This window comes from Comamonas guangdongensis (assembly GCF_041079535.1).
Taxonomy (GTDB): Bacteria; Pseudomonadota; Gammaproteobacteria; order Burkholderiales; family Burkholderiaceae_C; genus Comamonas; species Comamonas guangdongensis.
In genome coordinates this window covers 38,508-57,078 of sequence record NZ_JBFYGN010000024.1, presented here as the reverse complement: position 1 = coordinate 57,078, position 18,571 = coordinate 38,508, and the positions used below count along the sequence as shown (strand labels likewise).

Below are 18,571 nucleotides of genomic sequence, written 5' to 3'. Positions count from 1 at the left end.
TTTGTTACCAAAAATTAACAACTCTCATGAATAAAACTGATGAGGTCATTAGCGGGATAGTTAGTGCCACAAGCAGCTCGCGCGGCGGGCACCAAAGACCCTGACAAAGGCCATTGCATCTGCGGCAGCGCTTGGCATGAGAAAATCAGAGGTTATTTCTCAGCAAGAACACAACGGATCCAACATGGAAGCAGAACGCGTCAACTCTATCGGCAACACCCTCCAAGATCTGTCCGAGCGCACGGCAGATCTCCGGAGGTATCTTTGACTACGATGCCAAATACGAACGCCTGCGCACGGTAAACGCCTCGCTGGAAGACCCGGCCGTCTGGAACGACCCCAGGAAGGCGCAGGAACTGGGCAAGGAAAAGAAATCGCTTGACTCCGTCGTGCTGACGCTGCAAAAGCTCACCAGCGAGCTGGCCGACAACGCCGAGCTCTTCGAGATGAGCAAGGAAGAAGGCGATGACGCGGGCCTCGAGACCATAGAGGCCGAGGCCGCCAAGCTCAAGCCGCTGATTGAGGAGCTGGAGTTCCGCCGCATGTTCGGCGGCGAAGCCGATCCGCTCAACTGCTTCATCGACATCCAGGCCGGCGCCGGTGGCACCGAAGCCTGCGACTGGGCCAGCATGCTGCTGCGCCAGTACCTGAAGTACGCCGAACGCAAGGGCTTCAAGGCCACTGTCGAAGAAGAGACCCCGGGCGACGTGGCCGGCATCAAGAGCGCCACCATCAAGGTGGAAGGCGAGTACGCCTACGGCCTGCTGCGCACCGAAACCGGCGTGCACCGCCTGGTGCGCAAGTCGCCCTTCGACTCCTCGGGCGGCCGCCACACCAGCTTCTCCTCGCTGTTCGTCTACCCCGAGATCGACGACTCCATCGAGATCAACATCAACCCGTCCGACGTACGCACCGACACCTACCGTGCCTCGGGCGCGGGCGGCCAGCACATCAACAAGACCGATTCGGCCGTGCGCCTGACCCACATTCCAACGGGTATCGTGGTGCAATGCCAGGACGGCCGCAGCCAGCACAGCAACCGGGACGTGGCATGGCAGCGTCTGCGCTCGCGCCTGTATGACTTCGAGATGCGCAAGCGCATGGAAGAGCAGCAGAAGCTCGAAGACACCAAGACCGATGTGGGCTGGGGCCACCAGATCCGCTCCTATGTGCTGGACAACAGCCGCATCAAGGACTTGCGTACCAACGTGGAAGTCTCGGCCACCCAGAAGGTGCTGGACGGCGATCTGGACGTGTTCATCGAAGCCTCGCTCAAGCAAGGCCTCTGATCCTTTCGAAAGGAATCGATATGCTGCAACTGCGTGACGGGCAAGCTCCTGCCACCGCCATCCATCGTGCCGATTACCAGGCTCCGGCTTGGTGGATCGATACCGTGGACCTGACTTTTGACCTGGACCCCGCCAAGACCCGCGTGCTCAACAAGATGCGCGTGCGCCGCAACCCCGAGGTGCCGGCCCAGCCGCTGCGCCTGGACGGCGACGAGCTCAACCTGGCGCGCGTGCTGGTCAACGGCGCGGGCACCTCGTTCAAGATGGACGGCGACCAGCTGGTGCTGGAGAACCTGCCCGAAGGCCATGAGCCCGTGGAGCTGGAGATCTTCACCACCTGCGCGCCCGCCAAGAACACCAAGCTCATGGGCCTATATGTGAGCGAGGACACGTTCTTCACGCAGTGCGAGGCCGAGGGCTTCCGCCGTATCACCTACTTCCTGGACCGCCCCGACGTCATGGCCATGTACACCGTGACCCTGCGCGCCAGCAAGACCCAGTATCCGGTGCTGCTGTCCAACGGCAACCTGGTGGAATCGGGCGAGCTCGAAGACGGCCGTCACTTCGCCAAGTGGGTCGACCCGCACAAAAAACCCAGCTATCTGTTCGCCCTGGTGGCCGGCAAGCTGGTCGCACGCGAGCAGAAGATCAAGAGCCGCGCGGGCAAAAACCACCTGCTGCAGGTGTTCGTGCGCCCCGGCGACCTGGAGAAGACCGAGCACGCGATGAACTCGCTGATGCACTCCATCGCCTGGGACGAGGCGCGCTTCGGCCTGAGCCTGGACCTGGACCGCTTCATGATTGTCGCCACCAGCGACTTCAACATGGGCGCCATGGAAAACAAGGGCCTGAACATCTTCAACACCAAGTATGTTCTGGCCAGCCAGGCCACGGCCACCGACACCGACTACGCCAATATCGAGTCCGTGGTCGGCCACGAGTACTTCCACAACTGGACCGGCGACCGCGTCACCTGCCGCGACTGGTTCCAGCTCTCGCTCAAGGAAGGCCTGACCGTCTTCCGCGATCAGGAGTTCTCGATGGACATGGCGGGCACGGCTTCGGCACGCGCCGTCAAGCGCATTGACGACGTGCGCGTGCTGCGTACCGTGCAGTTCCCCGAGGACGCAGGCCCCATGGCCCACCCCGTGCGCCCCGACAGCTATATCGAGATCAACAACTTCTATACGGTCACGATCTACGAAAAAGGCGCAGAGGTCGTGCGCATGCAGCACAACTTGGTCGGCCGCGAAGGCTTTGCCAAGGGCATGAAGCTGTACTTCGAGCGTCATGACGGCCAGGCCGTGACCTGCGACGATTTCTCGCAGGCCATTGCCGATGCCAATCCCGGCTCGCCCCTGGCCCAGCATCTGCAGCAGTTCCGCCGCTGGTACAGCCAGGCCGGCACGCCGCATCTCAAGGCCACGGGCCGGTACGATGCGGCCGCCCAGACCTACACGCTGACGCTGGCGCAAAGCTGCGCGCCCACCGCGGGCCAGAGCGAGAAGCTACCCTTCGTGATTCCCGTGCAGATGGGCCTGCTCACGGCCGGCGGCCAGGAAATCGCCCTGCAGCTGCAGGGCGAAGATGCCGGCCAAGTAGCCAACAGCCGCATGCTGGTGGTGACCGAGGCCGAGCAGAGCTTTGTCTTCACCAATGTGCCCGAGGCGCCCGTGCCCTCGCTGCTGCGGGCTTTTAGCGCTCCCGTGGTGCTGGAGCATGATTTCAGCGACGCCGACCTGCTCACGCTGCTGGCCCACGACAGCGACCCGTTCAACCAATGGGAAGCCAGCCAGCGCCTGGGCCTGCGCATTGCGCTCAACGCTATTAATGCAGGAGCATCCGACGCCGACCTGCTGCCTGCCAGCTTTGTGCAAGCCATGCGCAGCGTGCTGCGCGACGACAGGCTGGACCCGTCCTTCAAGGACTTGGTGCTCACGCTGCCGTCCGAGAGCTATATCGCCGAACAGCTGGCCGAGGTCGATCCGCAGCGCGTGCATGCCGTGCGCGAAGCCATGCAGCTGCAGCTGGCCATCGCGCTGCAGGCCGACTGGGAAGCCACCTGGGAAGCCCACCGCGACACCGGCGCCTACCAGCCCGACCATGTGAGCGCCGGCCGCCGCGCACTGGCCGGCCGCGCCCTGTCCATGCTGTGCCTGAATGCCGTCAATACCGGCGACACGGTCTGGCCCGGCAAGGCCTATCAGCGCTGCAAGGACGCCGGCAATATGACGGACCGCACGGCCGCGCTCTCGGCGCTGATCTACAGCGCCAGCCCGCTGACAGAGCAGGCGCTCAAGCGCTTCCACGCCATGTTCCAGCACGATGCGCTGGTGCTGGACAAGTGGTTCGCCCTGCAAGGCGGCGCCGGCGATCGCAGCGGCAATGTGCTGCCCGCGGTAAAGGCGCTGATGAAGCACCCGGACTTCCAGATCAAGAACCCCAACCGCGCGCGCAGCCTGATCTTCAGCTACTGCAGCAACCCCGGTGCCTTCCACCGCACCGATGCGGCCGGCTATGTGTTCTGGAGCGAGCGCGTGATCGAGATCGACGGCTTCAACCCCCAGGTCGCGGCCCGCCTGGCCCGGGTACTGGACCGCTGGAAGAAGCTGGCCGAGCCCTACCGCACGGCCGCCCGCGAAGCGATTGCGCGCGTGGCCGCCAAGCCCGATCTGTCCAACGATGTGCGCGAAGTCGTGACGCGCGCGCTGGCCGACTGAGCGGCCTGAGCCCCGAACCGAATTTCAAGGAGTTGACACTATGAAGAAAAACATCAGCCTGACCCGCTATCTGGTCGAGCAGCAACGCGTGGACGGCCTGATCCCCGGCCAGCTGCGCCTGCTGCTGGAAGTGGTGGCCCGCGCCTGCAAGCGCATCAGCTTTGCAGTGAACAAGGGCGAACTCGGCGACGTGATGGGCACGGCCGGCAGCGAGAACGTGCAGGGCGAAGTGCAGAAGAAGCTGGACATCATCGCCAACGAGACCCTGATCGAAGCCAATGAATGGGGCGGCCACCTAGCGGCCATGGCTTCCGAGGAAATGGAAGGCATCTATGTGGTGCCCAACCGCTACCCCCAGGGCGAATACCTGCTGATGTTCGACCCCCTAGACGGCTCGTCCAACATCGACATCAACATGTCCATCGGCACCATCTTCAGCGTGCTCAAGAAGCCCGAAGGCCACCCCGGCGTGCACGACAGCGACTTCATGCAGCCCGGCACCCAGCAGGTGGCGGCCGGCTACTGCATCTACGGCCCTCAGACCACGCTGGTGCTGACCGTGGGCGACGGCGTGTCCATGTTCACGCTGGACCGCGAGCAAGGCTCTTTCGTGCTCATCGAGGAGAACGTCAAGATCCCCGAGGACACCAAGGAGTTCGCGATCAATATGTCCAATATGCGCCACTGGGATGCTCCCGTGAAGCGCTATGTGGACGAATGCCTGGCCGGCGTGGAAGGCCCACGCGGCAAGAACTTCAATATGCGCTGGGTCGCGGCCATGGTCGCCGATGTGCACCGCATCCTGTGCCGCGGCGGCATCTTCATGTACCCCTGGGACAAGCGCGAACCCCAGAAGGCCGGCAAGCTGCGCCTGATGTACGAAGCCAACCCCATGTCCTGGCTGATCGAGCAAGCCGGCGGCATGGCCACCAACGGCCGCCAGCGCATCATGGAAATCCAGCCCACGCAGCTGCACGAGCGTGTCAGCGTGATCCTGGGCTCCAAGAACGAAGTGGAACGCGTGACCGGCTACCATCTTGAAGCCGATAAAAACGCGCTATAATCTCTTCTTGTCGCCGGTGTAGCTCAGTCGGTAGAGCAGCTCATTCGTAATGAGAAGGTCGCGTGTTCGATTCATGTCTCCGGCACCAAGCAAATAAAAAAAGCCCGCTATCTAAAAAATAGCGGGCTTTTTCACACCCCATACTCGATGGCCAGATAGACCGCCCAGGCCACCAGCAGTATGACCAGCTGCAGAACCCAAAACTGGGACATAACCGAGGACATCGCCGCTCTCCTTCAAGTGCGTTGATGCACTCATAGTCTCACTGTGAGGCCTGCCAGCAAACGGAGACAGCTCGCCCAGCGCGGGCATTTTTGCATCTTCACCTTGGACCGCTTCACTGAGCTGCCAGACTCCGCGCCTCGACATGCTGTCGAACCAAGGCCTGATAGAGGTCAGGATCCAAACGGTAGCTAACCGTCATGAAAATTTGCTCAAGCTACCGTTTTGCCAGCTTAAGCGTATTGATACGCAGTTTTCTCAAGCCAACAATTCACCCATCGCAACAACAAACCGCGAAACACCCAAGGCCCAGCGACTCGATACCGAAGCCGACAGAAAGCAAAGGCGGGGTTAGCTCCTAGAGGAGCGCAGAAGGAGTTGCAGACGCGATGGGGCCAAGTGATCGGGCCAGCACCTCGGGTCTTTAGCAAGCAGCTGGTGTGATTCAGAGAGGATCAGGTGATCTCAAAGATGTCGCTATCTGACGAGGCGGCGCTCTCGTGATAGATATCGTAGAGATATTGAGGCAGTTCGTCATATGTGACTTCGGACGGAATAGCCAAGTCCACAGGGCCGCGCTTGCCATCTGCCCCTACGGAATAGCAGCGCCATTCAGCATTGATGCGCTCGATGGCCAGGATGTCGCCAAACACATTGAACCGGTATTTTTCCATGCTTGCTCCACTACTGAGCATTGCATCCTAGCCGCCACCTGTGCCTCCCTCAATCACATCAGCCCAGAAGGGTGAACAGTCCTCCTGTGATCTGTCGGCAGAAGCAAAAGACAGGTGGCGCGAGAACCAACACTCGCGATCCAGGCCCAGCTGGGCTAGATCAGAAAAGCACCATTCGCCCGCCCGAGTGGAAATCAGGAGGCTGGTAGCGGTTCAACCGACATATATGCCAGCCGCCACGCACGCCTGAAAGCGACCTGTTTGGACTGCATCTATGCAACATACAAACGCCACTCCGCATCCCCGAGCCATTTCAGTTCAGGAGCAACCATGGCCTGCCTAGGCATGAGCTCTGGCAAAGGCTCCAATGCACACAGCGCCAGGCACAGATACTCTCCCGTTCCCGTATACGCCTGCCACAGGCGTCCATAGGCGGTGAGTGCCACTTTCTCATCACACGCGGCACGAGGTTCGGTGCGCGAGGTGCCATAGTGCCATGTCAATTGGCGAATTTTCTCAAAATCCACTCCTGTGCCCAGGCACTTGAAGTAGGCCTCTTTCAAACACCACAGCTGCAAGAAGCACTGCTGTTGAACATCAGCAGGTTGCGCCAACAGCCACTCTTGCTCGGCTGGTGCACAAACCAAGGCAGCAAGTGCCGGTACATCACGCTTGCGTGAGCATGCTTGTATCTCAAGATCGACCCCAACTGGTATCGGTGCCTTGGCACATGCGAGCCATGTCCCACTGTGGGATAGCGACAGTCTTGGCAGCAAGGCCGCGCGAGCCTCCTCCGCCACACTACATCGTTCAACCCAGGGCGCTCGCTCGGCCGCACTCCCCAAGCTCCACTCTGAAACTGTCGCCTTTTCTTGTGCCAGTAGCAGGCGCAATGCATAACGGCAGCTCACAAACAAAGACTGGCGGGCGGGTGTATGCAGTCCCGCCAGTCTCCGCCGCTCCGAATCGCTCAACCATCTCGGAAAGGATTCTTGCGCTTGCGCGGCAATAGTCTCCTGCGTGGTCAACAACAGACCCCAGGGAACCGTCACACTCACTCGGCTACGCGGGCATAGGTTCCTTTGAGTGCCACGCCCGCCATGATGTTGCCGGCATGGCATTCAAAGTTCACCGAATCCTTGTGCGGATTTTTCTTGTAGAAGCTGTGCAGGTTGATCACAGCGTTGGCACCTCTTTGCTTGGCTGAGGCTTCAAACGCAATCAAGGCCGACAGCGCAACCCAGTTGCAAGCCGTGGCGTCATCCTTGCCGACACCATTGGTTTTTTTGTTCGAGACATCATCCCCCAGCATGGCACTGGCCTTGGGCGTTGCCGCACCAGACAGATAAAATTTCACGCTGCCGTCAAGTTTTCCTTGGCTCATGCCCATCTGCACCACATCGGCCAACGGCAACATCACCACGTCATCGCGCGCCTGTGCCAGGCTGGCAGCGGCCAGCGCCAGCACGCACATTGCTGTTTTTTTCATAATTTCTCCTTCTCTTATGTCAGACGGCAAATAGTCAAACAACGAAAAACGCAGTTTGTGCCGCTTATGCGGTACCGATTTGCTTTATCAGGTTGCGAATCCAACGGTTGTAGTTCGGGTGAATCCTACGCACGCCATTGGCATCTTCATAGTCGAGATTCACGCTGTTCAGATAAGCGATTTGATAGCCAGCATCGTCGTATTGCACAGCGATCGTGACCTGGTGCTTGCCTTGCTTGTTGTAGTGCAGCTCCAGACGGCCTGGTTCTTCCTTTGCTACCGCCCAGCCCAGCGGCTGGCTGGCCGCCACGATGCGATCACGCAGTTGCTGCTGTGTGGATGCCGCCCCCGTGGCCCACATGATCTGCGACGGCTCATAGATTTCTGTATTGCGCGCCATGGCACTGCCCATAACCAAGGCCATGGTGATTCCCAGGGCGACTTTGCGTACTGCTTGCATACTTCCTCTCTTGGTTGTTAATCGTTCCAGCGTCGGAAAATCAATGAGGTATTGATTCCGCCAAACGCAAAGTTATTGCTCATGATCACATCGGTCTGCAGCGCACGCGGGCCGTCCATGATGTAATCCAGTGCGGCACAGCGAGGATCGGGTTGGCTCAGGTTGGCATTGGCTGCAAACCAGCCCTCACGCATCATCTCAATGGACATCCAGGCTTCCAGCGCTCCACAAGCGCCCAATGTATGGCCCATATAACCTTTGAGCGTGCTGATGGGCACCTGCTGGCCAAACAACTGGTGTGTAGCCTGCGACTCTGCGATATCGCCCTGGTCCGTGGCCGTGCCATGGGCGTTGATATAGCCCACGGCCTCGGGCGCCAGGCCGGCATCGTCCAGCGCCATGCGCATGGCCTGGGCCATGGTTGCAGGGTTGGGGTGGGTCACATGTGTGCCATCGGAATTGCTAGCAAAGCCGATCAACTCGGCGTAGATGCGCGCCCCACGGGCACGGGCATGCCCCAACTCTTCCAGCACAAAGGTGCAAGCACCCTCGCCCAGCACCAGACCGTCGCGCTGCGCATCAAAGGGGCGCGGCGTAAGTTCGGGTGTCTCGTTTTTCACGCTGGTAGCAAACAAGGTATCGAACACCGCGGCCTGCGTGGCATCCAGCTCCTCGGCGCCACCAGCCAGCATGGCCAGTTGCTTGCCGCTCTGTATGGCCTCGAAGGCATAGCCCAGCCCCTGACTGCCCGAAGTGCAGGCGCTGGAGGTGGTGATGATGCGCCCCGTGGTGCCGAAAAACACGCCGATGTTCACCGCCGCCGTGTGCGACATCATCTTGATATAGGTGTTCGCGTTGATGCCCTCGGTGCTTTTCTCGGCCATCATGCGGCCGAAGTCGCCGATGGCGGCCGGTGTGCCAGCGGACGAACCGAAGGAAACCCCCATCTGCCCGCTTTTCACGAAGGGATCGCCCAGCAGGCCGGCATCTTCCAACGCCAGCTCGCTGGCACGGGTGGCCATCAGCGCCACCCGGCCCATGCTGCGCATGGTCTTGCGGTTGTAATGCGCCGGCAGCTCAAAGGGTGGCACCGTGCTGCCCAGCTGGGTGCTCAGGCCTTCATAGTCCTTCCACTCCTCCATCACACGGATGGCCGTGTGCCCCTCGCGCAATCGCTCACGCACCGTTGCCCAATCATGGCCTAGTGGACTCAGCGCCCCCATGCCCGTAACTACCACACGCCGCTTGTTGGCTGCACTCATCCGAGCATGCCTCCGTTGACAGAGATGACCTGGCGCGTGATATAGGAGGCTTCTTTCCCCATCAAAAACGCCACCACGCCTGCGACTTCATCCACCGTTCCCATGCGGCGCATGGGAATCAGCGCCAGCGCATGCTCCAGCACCTCTTCGCTGACCATTTCGGTATCGATCAGCCCCGGCGCCACGCAGTTGACGGTGATGTCCCGCTTGGCCAATTCGATGGCCAGCGATTTGGTGGCTGCCACCACACCGGCCTTGGCCGCGCTGTAATTGGTCTGCCCTCGGTTGCCCATCAGCGCCGACACCGAGGCCAGCGTGACAATGCGCCCCGGCTGACGCCGGCGCACCATGGGCATGACGATGGGATGCAGCACGTTGTAGAAGGCATCCAGATTGGTGTGCACCACGGCATCCCATTCCTCGCCCGTCATCGCGGGAAAGGCGTTGTCCCGGGCAATACCAGCATTGCACACCACGCCGTAATAAGCGCCGTGCTCGGCCATATCGGCCTCCAACGCCTGGGCGCAGGCAGCGCGGTCCGCCACATCGAACTGCAGTACGCGAGCCTCGCGGCCCAACGCGCGTATGGCCTCTGCCGTTTGCTGGGCTGGTGCACCAGCGCTGCGGCCATGCACCACGATGTCAAAACCATCGCGCGCCAGGCGCAGGGCAATGGCGCGGCCAATGCCCCGGCTGGAGCCAGTCACCAGCACAGTGGCTGTTTGGGGGGCCCTATTCATATCGCTCACTCACTCCCTGTTTCTCTAGCGCGTGAATATATGCGCTTCCATCCACCGGCTCGTACACCGAAATACGCGCTTGTGCCAACATGCAGCGCTGGCCATCCGGGGCGTCCTGCACGATCTCGCAAGCAAACATGCCCAGGCCGTTGTCGCCCACCAGTTCGCTGCGCACCGCAACACGTACCACAGAGCCCGGCGCAAAGTGACTGCAATGAGCCTGGTATTTGCGCGTGCCCAGCAAAAAACCCAGCTTGACGGGCTGCTGGGCCTGCACGGCCTGCCAGCCGGCCCAGGCCGCCACGGTCTGGGCCATGTATTCCAGCCCCACCCAGGCGGGCATGCCCGCGTCCTGCAGAAACAGGCCGTCGCGCGGCACTGTCACCTGGGCTTGCGCGCTTTCTCTATCGGCCTGCAGCAGCCGATCCAGCAGCAGCATTACGCCGCGGTGGGGTACATAGTTCTCAATCGGTAAAAACACAGTCATATCCATCCCGCCTCAAGCCGAAGCCAACAACAGCGCACAGTTGCTGCCGCCAAAAGCGAAGGAGTTGCTCAACACGGCACGCAGTGGCCGCCCGAGCGCCATGCCAGGTTGCACCAGGCGCAACGCAGGCAACAGCGGGTCGGCCACCCCATCCGACCAATGCACAGGCAACAGACCTCGGGGGTTGTCCTGCAGCAGCCGCCAAGCCATGGCGGCTTCCAGCGCTCCGGCCGCGGCCAATGTGTGGCCGGTCAAAGGCTTGGTAGAACTCACCGCTGTTTCGCGGCCCAACACCTGAGCTACCGCCAGGCTTTCCATAGCGTCGTTATGCTGAGTGGCCGTGCCGTGCAGATTGACATAATCCACCTGCTGGGGTTGCATTCCGGCACGCTGCAGCGCCTGCTGCATGGCCATGGCCGCGCCCTGCCCCATGGGGTCCGGGGCAGACATATGGTGTGCATCCTGCGTTTCCCCCCAGCCTGCCAGACGCACGGCAGCTGCCTCGCGTGCCAGCACAAAAAAGGCCGCGCCCTCGCCCAGGTTGATGCCCCGGCGCTGGGCAGACAGCGGATTGCAACGGGCATCGGACACCGCTTCCAGCGCGCTGAATCCCGCCACCGTGAAGGTGCACAGTGCATCCACGCCCCCTGCCACCACGGCATCCACCAGCCCGGCACGCAGCCAACGCGCGGCCGAAGCCAGCGCCTTTGCGCCAGACGAGCAGGCCGTGGAAATCGTGTGTGCCGGCCCTTGCAAGCCCAGCTGCTGGGCAAGGAAAGCCGCCACATTGCCCATTTCCTGCACGGCGTAATCAAAGCCCTGGGGAAAGTTTCGCGAGCCGCGCCACTGTGCCGCCGCCCGCTCGCCTTCTTGCACGCCGGCCGTGCTGGTGCCCACCACCACGGCCACGCGGTGCGCGCCCCAGCGGGCCGCCGCCTGGTCTATATCGATTCGCAGTTTCTGCACCGTATGCCAGGCCAGGGCGTTGTTGCGCGAGCGCTGCGGCAGCGGGGCAAAGTCCAGCGTCGGCAAGACAATATGGGCGGGCAAACAGCCCAGCGGCAACGGACGGCCCGGGGAATAACGCTCGGTGATCTGCAGGCTCTCTGGCAGTTGTTGCGCCCACAGGCCCGCGCGCAGGCTGGCGGCATCGTCGCCCAGCGCGCTGCAGGCGGCCATAGCCGGTACAAACACGGCGCCGTTCATGGAGCCTCCTGCGCAGCCGTGCAAGGCCACATGCCACCTAGCGAGGCCACATGCAGCTGCCAATCCACGGAGGCATAGCGAATATCAAACGCCTGCGTGCCTGCAGCCTGTATCGCCACCCGCTCCTGTCCCTGAAAGGCCAGACGCCGTTGCTGTGCCTGCTCCTGCAATGTCCAGTCCGCAGGCAAGGCCTGTGCCACCGCAGACGCCGGCCACAGCGCCAACTGCATATCGCTTAGCACCTGTGCCGGTGGCAGCTGTGTCGGCCACCAGGCCGACAGCTGCGTCTGCAGTTGCCGACCGTCCCAGACCAGCGTGCCCATGTGCTGCCCTAGATGGAACAATGCCAGGCGCACGCTGTGCACATCCACCTCCAGCAGGGCATCCAGGGCCTGGGTAGGCTGGCCCGGTGCATGCACCATCAGCTGCTGTTGCACGGCCACGCTGCAACCCAACGCTTGCGGTGCCAGCGCCAATGTCAGCCGTAACGGCGCCGGGTTATGGACCACCTGGGGCACGGCTGGGCCATTGGCACAGCCCACCACAAAAATGGTCACCAGGGCACACGCAGCTTGCCAAGCCATGGACGCTCGCATCATGCAGCTTCTGCCTGGAGCTGTGCCGGCTGGCACAGCTCACGCAGCACACGCAGGCGACGCTGGGGCTCGGCCACATAGGGATTGTTCGCATCCCAGGCATAGCCCGCCAAGATGGACGCAATCATGCGGCGAATCTCCGGCGCGTGCGACTCATGGAAGATCACGTCCTGGAAGCCGCCGTCATACCAGCCCTGCACAAAAGCGCGGAAGGTGTTGACGCCGGCCTGTAGCGGTACGGCGTAATCGGCCTGCCAGTCCACGGCCTCGCCCTGCCACATGCGGGCAATGCATGCGGCCGCCAGGCTGGCGGACTTGAAGGCAATGGTCACACCGCTGGAGAACACAGGGTCCAGGAACTCGCCGGCATTGCCCAGCAGGGCATAGCCACTGCCCCACAGCGAAGTCACATTGGCCGAATAGCCGGTGATGGAGCGGCCCGGCGTGTCCCACTGGGCATGGCGCAGCACCTGCGACAGGCTGGGAGCTTCGGCAATGATGGCCTGCAGGCGTTCCACTTCCGTTCCCTGGTAGCGCGCCAGAAACTCCGGTGTGGCCACCACGCCCTGCGAGCAACGGCCGTTGGAGAACGGAATCGTCCAGAACCACACGTCTTGGTATTCGGGATGCACCGAGATCAGGATCTTGCTACGGTCCATGTCTTGAGCCACGATGCGGTCTTCGATATGGGTGAACAGCGCGCCACGTACCGGGAAGTCCGAGGGGCGCTCAAGGTCCAGCATGCGCGGCAGAATGCGGGCAAAGCCACTGGCATCCAGCAGAAAACGGGCTTGCACCACATATTCCTCGCCCTCAGGCGAGCGCACGGTGACCCGGGGCTGGGCTCCCGACACATCCACCGCCACCACGGTATGACGGTAGCGGATTTCCGTGCCAGCCTTCTCGGCCGCATCGGCCAGCACCTTGTCGAAATTGGCGCGCTGCACCTGGTAAGTGGTACCCCAGCCGGGCGAGAACTTGTCGCGAAAATCAAAGGCCGTACGCAGTGCACCCTTGGCAAAGGCCGCGCCGTTTTTGTATTGGAAGCCGGCTTCCACCACATCCTGCAGCATGCCGGCCTGCTCTATGTACTCCATGCTTTGCGGCAGCAGGCTTTCACCGATTGAAAACCGTGGAAAGATTTCTTTTTCCACAATCAGTACCTGGCGCCCCTGTTTGCGCAGCAGGCCTGCTGCCACCGATCCCGAAGGGCCAGCGCCCATGATCAAAATTTCGGTCTTTTCTATGCGTTGCATTTCCTCACTCCTTTGTGGCTGGGGTTGTACCCGAAGGCCTGCCCTCACCCTTCTCGGCTTTGTTGTTCTTGATCAAGCAATCGCCGCGTCCCAGCCCGGAACAGCGGTGCCAGCACCAGCACCAGGGGCAGGCCCAACATCAGCGTCACACCAAACGCCCGCAGCGCCGGTGTGCTGGACAGGCCCAGCAGGCCAAAAGACAACCAGGTGCTGCCCGCACCGATCACCACGGCCAGCCAAGCATGCGGATCATCCTCGTGCTCCTGCAGAAAAATCCCATAGTCAATGCCCACCCCCAGCAGCAGCATCAGCGCCAGCACATTGAACAGCTGCCAGGGTTGGCCCCATACGGCCATCACCACCACCACGGCCAGGCTGGCCAGCACCGTGGGCAACCAAGCACGCCAGGCCTTGCGGCCAAAGTGCAGCCACAGCGCACCCAGCACCAGGCCATGGCCCAGTAGCAGCAACTCCGTCATGGAGACGCGGTAGCCCTGCAGCAGGCCCGAGATTTCAGCAGGCTTGTCCACCCAGCTCACCCCTTCCAGACCTTGTGCAGCGGTTTCCAGCCGCGGCAGCGCGGCCAGGCCTTGCACGCCGCGCAGCATCAGCATGCTGCGCACGGCCCCATCGCGCTCACCCAGCCACAGCTGCCTGGCCGCGGCAGCAATGGGCTGGTTCAGCCAGTCCTGAACGGTGAGTGCTGGGCCGGCCACCGCCTGAGGCGCCGCAAAGGCTTCGCCCAATTGCTGGCTGATGCCTTGCAGCACATCGGTCTGTACCCCGCGCACCAGCGCTGCGTCCTGGGCCTGCTGCTGTGCCGAAGGCACCCAGTCCGAAACAGCGGCATAGCCTGCCAGCTGATGCTGTTGCACCAGAGCATCCAGTCGCTGCTTGAGAGCCTCTTCCCGCTGGAGCACCTGTTCTGCATCGTGCCCCTGAATCAGGTAGAACTGCGCCGGGCTGGGCAAGCCAAGCATTTCGCTGACCCGCCGCTGCTGTGCCACCAAAGTTGGATCGCCGTTTTGCAGCTGGCGCACATCGTCCTGGATGCGCACTCCACCGCCCAACCACAGACCGGTCAGCATCAGCGCGCACAGCACAACCGAGCCTCGGGCCGCATGCCGCCAGCGCGGCCAGGCATTGAGCGTCTGCCCTATGCGCCAGGCCAGCCGGCTTTGCGGCACCTCGTTGCGATCCAGCCAGGGGAACCAGCACACCACCGTGACCATGGCGGCCGCCAAGCCCACCACGGAAAACAAGGCCATCTGCCGCAGGCCGGGAAAGGCCGCGGCACCCAGCGCCATATAGGCGATCACGCTGGTGCCCAGGGCCAGCCACAGCGCGGGCTGCAGCGCCCGCATCAAGGCATGTGGTGTGCGCTGCGGCTCGCCCTGGCGAGCCGCGAAATAGTGAATGCCATAGTCCTCGGCCACGCCCACTAGGCTGGCACCAAACACCAGGGTCAGCAAATGCACCTTGTCAAAAAACAAGGCCGTCACCGACAGTGCTACGGCTGTGCCCACCAGCAGCGACAACGCCACCAACGCCACCGGCCGCAGGGAACGAAAGGCCAGCCAGGCCAGCAGCAGCACTCCCGCCAGCGAACCCCAGCCTATGGTGTTGATCTCGCCATGGGCTTGCGTGGCAGCGGCTTCGGCATGCAAAGGCACGCCAGCCACCAGTAGCTGGGCATCGGGCCATTGCTGGCGCACCTGTGCCAGGGCTTCTTGCAGCGCTTCCTGCAACACCGGCTCGCCCGACAGCCTGAAGGCCGAGCCGGTCAGGCCGTACTGCAGCAACACCCATTGCTGCCCCTCGGCCGCCACCCACAGCTCGCCATCGCGCGGGCGAGCCTGACTTTGCGCGGCACGGGCCGCCCACCACTGAGTCCAAAGACCCAAGGGATCGCTGACCCAGTCCGTCAGGCGGGCCTGCATACCAGGCTGGTACAGGTCCTGCAAGGCCTGCTGCACCAGGACCTCGCGTGGCTGCTGCAGGTGTGCACGCTGCTGCGGAGTGAGCAAGCCTTGGCGCCAGGGCTGGTAGAAATCCAGCGCCGACTGCATGGCCGTCTGCCGCGCCAGCGGCTCCTCACGCAAAAGCGCTTGCTGTGCGACCAGGCTGGCGCGAAAGCGCTGCGCTGCCTGTCGGCTGTCGGACCACTGCGCCGTGCCCAAGAGCACCACCACCTGGCGCGACAGCTGTTCGGACAGTTGCTGCGTGGCCTGCGCCACATCCGGCGCCTGCTCGTTCAGCGGCAGCAGAGCCAGTACATCGGTGTCTATGCGGCTGTCTTGCCAAAAACGCCACTGGTGACCAGCCACAGCCAATGCCAGCAGCAGCCAGAGCAGCGCGGCCGCACGCCACAGCCGGCCAGGGCCTAGCGCAGTAGCAGAATGCGAGGAACTCATCTAGGCGACTTACTCAAAAAGCGAAGTATCTTGCGTGCGCAGTGCTTGCTCCGCAGCCGGATTCTCAATGAAGATCTGACTGCGATCACCGCGTGCTTCCTGCAACTGCACTTCCTGCACAAACTGCTGACCGCTCAGGTCCACTGCCTGTAGCCACTGAGCCAGCAGGGCGTCACGCGGCACCAGATGCAGCTTCCAACTGGAACCTCGTACCTGGCCGCTGACCTCGAAATACTGATCCAGCTGCACCAGGTCAGCAGCCATCACGGCAAACAGCATGGCGTTGATGGTGCGCAGCACGGGCTCGTCCTGGGCCTTCATCTGCATGGCCACGCTGCCATCAGCCCCGCGCGACATCAGGCTGTCGGGCTTGACGATCAAGGTAGAGGCAAAGGGTTGGCGTATCTGCCAGGCAATGCCTTTGCCGCGCGCCACCACAAAATCGCCAGAGGATTGCAGCGGCTGCTTGAAACCTTGCACCGTCTTGCGCTGGGTAAACTGGCCGCGCACCACTGGCGCATCCTGCACCCGCTGACGCACCTGGGCCAGCAAGACCTGGGCGGTATCGGCCTTGGGCGCTTCGGTTTTTGCAGCCGCTTGTACTGCACTGATGGGCACTACAAGGCCGAAAGCCATATACGCCGCCACGGCGGAACCGCGCAGCCATGAACCTAGACCTTGGCATAGAGACTGGCATATCACGGCTGCACTCCCAGTCGCTCCCACAGCACCGGCGGGCAGACAAAGCACATTTCACGCTTGGCCATGTCCACGGCCACCTGGATGGTGTGGGCCGTGTTCACCTTCTGCCCCGTGGCCGCGTCGCGGATTTCGTAGTCGATACGCAAGCGGTTTTCCCATTCGGTGATGGTGGCCCTGATGCGCAGCTTCTGGCCGAACACGGCCGGGCGCACGTATTTGAGGCGCATGTCCACCACCGGCCAGCCATAGCCGGAATCGCGCATGCGCGGGTAGTCGTAGTCAAACCGGGCCAGCAGCTCGCTACGGGCCAGCTCCAGGTAGCGCACATAGTTGCCGTGGTAGACGATCTCCATCACATCGATGTCGTAAAACGCCGGTGTGACCTCGATCTCGCAGCTCAGCCGCTCACGCGAAGCGATTTCTGGTTCAGTGGGCATACATGCTCCAGGCACGGTCGCGGATATCGGCCAGCAGCCGTTGCAGGTCCTGGTCCAGCGCACGATCTTCCTCCACCAGCGGCACGCGGGCGGCCAAGTCGGCCACCCAGGCACGCATAGCGTCGCCCACCGGCACATCGGCCTGCACACGCTGGCGCAGCACCACGGCTTGGCGCGCAGCAATCAGCATGGCGGCCACCACCTGCTCTGTCAGCTCCAGCACGCGCAGCGCATCGCGAGCCGCGATCGTGCCCATGCTGACCTTGTCCTGGTTATGGCATTCGGTGGAACGAGAGAACACAGAAGCCGGCATGGTGAGCTTGAGCGCCTCGGCCGTCCAGGCCGAGGCGCTGATCTGCACCGCCTTCAACCCATGGTTGATGGCACGGCGCTCGCCCTGGGCCGCCGACAGATTGGACGGCAGGCCCTGGTTGTAGCGCGTGTCCACCAACTGGGCCAGCTGGCGATCCAACAGATCGGCCACATTGGCCACGGCGTTCTTCAACCCGTCCATGGCGAAAGCGATATGGCCACCGTAGAAATGGCCGCCATGCAGCACACGCTCCTGCTCAGGATCGATCAGCGGGTTGTCGTTGGCAGAGTTCAGCTCGCCTTCCACCAGCTGACGCATAAAGGGCAGCGCATCTTCCAGCACACCGATGACATGCGGGGCACAGCGCAGCGAATAACGGTCTTGCAGGCGATGCGAGTTGCGCAGCGGTGCTTCGGCCACCAGGTCGGAGCGGATGCGTGCTGCCACGCGCTGCTGGCCAGGGTGGGGTTTGGCCGCAAACAGGGTTTCATCAAAGTGGTGGGCGTTGCCCGCAATCCCCACCACATTGGCCGCGGTGATGCGGCAGGCCAGTTGCCCCACATACTGGGCTCGCAGCCAGGCCAGGCAGGCCAGCGCCGTCATCACGGCCGTGCCGTTCATCAGCGCCAGGCCTTCCTTGGGGCGCAGCTTCAATGGCGTAGTGCCGGTCAGGCGCAGGGCCTCGGCTGCGGGCATACGTTCATTTTTGTAGAGCACCTCACGCTCGCCGCACAAAACGGCCGCCACATACGACAGCGGTGTCAGATCACCGCTGGCGCCCACCGAGCCTTCGGCCGGGATCAGCGGCAGGATGTCATGTTGCAGCAGGTGTTCCAGTTGCTGCAGCAGCGCCCAGCTCACGCCGGACAGGCCTTGCGCCAACGACGCCAAGCGGCAGGCCAGCACGGCACGTGTTTCCACCGGTGTCAGATAGCGTCCTGCGCCGCAGCCGTGGTAGGCATACAGGTGGTGGGGCAGCTCGGGCACCAGCGCGGGCGGAATTTCCACCGTGCACGAATCGCCATAGCCCGTGGTTACGCCGTACACCACGCCGTCCTCGGCCAACAGGCGGTCCAGAAAATCAGCACCTTTCTGGATTCGAGCACGAAACTCCGGCTGCGACGACAGCGCAGCTTGCGCCTGTTGGTAGGCAATGGCAGTGATCTGCTCGATCTGCAAGGGGGTGCCATCAAAAAAGATGAGCACAGGGCGAACATTCTGGGTCATATGGGGCACTCAAG

At 62.5% G+C, this 18,571-nt stretch carries 17 protein-coding genes and 1 tRNA gene; 4 read left to right on the top strand and 14 right to left on the bottom strand.

Going from position 1 to position 18,571, the window contains the following annotated elements; translation table 11 throughout:
- The first annotated feature begins 184 nt into the window (after nucleotides 1–184).
- The 4 genes from prfB (at nucleotide 185) to AB6724_RS17735 (ending at nucleotide 5,160) form a co-directional block, all read left to right on the top strand.
- A protein-coding gene (gene prfB, locus AB6724_RS17750; protein WP_369339857.1) for a peptide chain release factor 2 occupies nucleotides 185–1,289 on the top strand; the annotation gives its coding sequence in 2 pieces (ribosomal slippage) (nucleotides 185–265 and nucleotides 267–1,289; 1,104 coding nt in all).
- Between the two features lie 20 nt (nucleotides 1,290–1,309).
- Nucleotides 1,310–4,009 (top strand): aminopeptidase N, encoded by a 2,700-nt coding sequence (gene pepN / locus AB6724_RS17745; RefSeq protein ID WP_369339856.1) that lies wholly within the window; start codon nucleotides 1,310–1,312, stop codon nucleotides 4,007–4,009.
- A 40-nt stretch (nucleotides 4,010–4,049) separates the two neighbouring features.
- Complete coding sequence (locus tag AB6724_RS17740) at nucleotides 4,050–5,072, top strand: class 1 fructose-bisphosphatase (RefSeq protein WP_369339855.1); 1,023 nt, start codon at nucleotides 4,050–4,052, stop codon at nucleotides 5,070–5,072.
- A 12-nt stretch (nucleotides 5,073–5,084) separates the two neighbouring features.
- Nucleotides 5,085–5,160 (top strand) — tRNA-Thr (locus AB6724_RS17735).
- Nucleotides 5,161–5,749: 589 nt separating this feature from the next.
- Here the strand turns inward: AB6724_RS17735 and AB6724_RS17730 are convergent.
- From AB6724_RS17730 to AB6724_RS17665, 14 genes are all read right to left on the bottom strand, one after another.
- Nucleotides 5,750–5,968 carry a DUF7661 family protein gene (locus tag AB6724_RS17730; protein WP_369339854.1) on the bottom strand — a complete coding sequence of 73 codons (219 nt, stop codon included), beginning with the start codon at nucleotides 5,966–5,968 and terminating at the stop codon, nucleotides 5,750–5,752.
- 272 nt (nucleotides 5,969–6,240) lie between these two features.
- Entirely contained in the window at nucleotides 6,241–7,089 is an 849-nt protein-coding gene (locus AB6724_RS17725) for a 4'-phosphopantetheinyl transferase family protein (protein WP_369339853.1), read from the bottom strand.
- Nucleotides 7,023–7,457, bottom strand: coding sequence for an excinuclease ATPase subunit (locus AB6724_RS17720; protein WP_369339852.1), 435 nt, complete (start codon nucleotides 7,455–7,457; stop codon nucleotides 7,023–7,025). The genes AB6724_RS17725 and AB6724_RS17720 overlap by 67 nt, the downstream gene beginning before the upstream one ends.
- A 64-nt stretch (nucleotides 7,458–7,521) precedes the next feature.
- Nucleotides 7,522–7,917 carry a hypothetical protein gene (locus AB6724_RS17715; RefSeq protein ID WP_369339851.1) on the bottom strand — a complete coding sequence of 132 codons (396 nt, stop codon included), beginning with the start codon at nucleotides 7,915–7,917 and terminating at the stop codon, nucleotides 7,522–7,524.
- A 17-nt stretch (nucleotides 7,918–7,934) separates the two neighbouring features.
- Complete coding sequence (locus AB6724_RS17710) at nucleotides 7,935–9,179, bottom strand: beta-ketoacyl-ACP synthase (protein ID WP_369339850.1); 1,245 nt, start codon at nucleotides 9,177–9,179, stop codon at nucleotides 7,935–7,937.
- Nucleotides 9,176–9,919 (bottom strand): 3-ketoacyl-ACP reductase FabG2, encoded by a 744-nt coding sequence (locus AB6724_RS17705; RefSeq protein WP_369339849.1) that lies wholly within the window; start codon nucleotides 9,917–9,919, stop codon nucleotides 9,176–9,178. The genes AB6724_RS17710 and AB6724_RS17705 overlap by 4 nt, the downstream gene beginning before the upstream one ends.
- Entirely contained in the window at nucleotides 9,912–10,406 is a 495-nt protein-coding gene (locus tag AB6724_RS17700) for a hotdog family protein (RefSeq protein ID WP_369339848.1), read from the bottom strand. Before AB6724_RS17700 ends, AB6724_RS17705 begins: the two co-directional genes overlap by 8 nt.
- A 12-nt stretch (nucleotides 10,407–10,418) precedes the next feature.
- Nucleotides 10,419–11,612 (bottom strand): beta-ketoacyl-ACP synthase, encoded by a 1,194-nt coding sequence (locus tag AB6724_RS17695; protein WP_369339847.1) that lies wholly within the window; start codon nucleotides 11,610–11,612, stop codon nucleotides 10,419–10,421.
- The gene (locus AB6724_RS17690) at nucleotides 11,609–12,196 is read right to left on the bottom strand and encodes a DUF3261 domain-containing protein (RefSeq protein ID WP_369339846.1); all 588 of its coding nucleotides are present in this window, start codon (nucleotides 12,194–12,196) and stop codon (nucleotides 11,609–11,611) included. The genes AB6724_RS17695 and AB6724_RS17690 overlap by 4 nt, the downstream gene beginning before the upstream one ends.
- Nucleotides 12,197–12,207: 11 nt before the next feature.
- On the bottom strand, nucleotides 12,208–13,464 hold the full coding sequence (locus tag AB6724_RS17685) for an NAD(P)/FAD-dependent oxidoreductase (RefSeq protein ID WP_369339845.1): 1,257 nt from the start codon (nucleotides 13,462–13,464) through the stop codon (nucleotides 12,208–12,210).
- 44 nt (nucleotides 13,465–13,508) lie between these two features.
- Entirely contained in the window at nucleotides 13,509–15,878 is a 2,370-nt protein-coding gene (locus AB6724_RS17680; RefSeq protein WP_369339844.1) for an MMPL family transporter, read from the bottom strand.
- A gap of 9 nt (nucleotides 15,879–15,887) precedes the next feature.
- Nucleotides 15,888–16,514, bottom strand: coding sequence for an outer membrane lipoprotein carrier protein LolA (locus AB6724_RS17675; protein ID WP_369339843.1), 627 nt, complete (start codon nucleotides 16,512–16,514; stop codon nucleotides 15,888–15,890).
- Between the two features lie 62 nt (nucleotides 16,515–16,576).
- Entirely contained in the window at nucleotides 16,577–17,017 is a 441-nt protein-coding gene (locus AB6724_RS17670) for an acyl-CoA thioesterase (RefSeq protein WP_369339842.1), read from the bottom strand.
- The gene (locus AB6724_RS17665) at nucleotides 17,007–18,557 is read right to left on the bottom strand and encodes an HAL/PAL/TAL family ammonia-lyase (protein WP_369339841.1); all 1,551 of its coding nucleotides are present in this window, start codon (nucleotides 18,555–18,557) and stop codon (nucleotides 17,007–17,009) included. Before AB6724_RS17665 ends, AB6724_RS17670 begins: the two co-directional genes overlap by 11 nt.
- Between the last annotated feature and the right edge of the window lie 14 nt (nucleotides 18,558–18,571).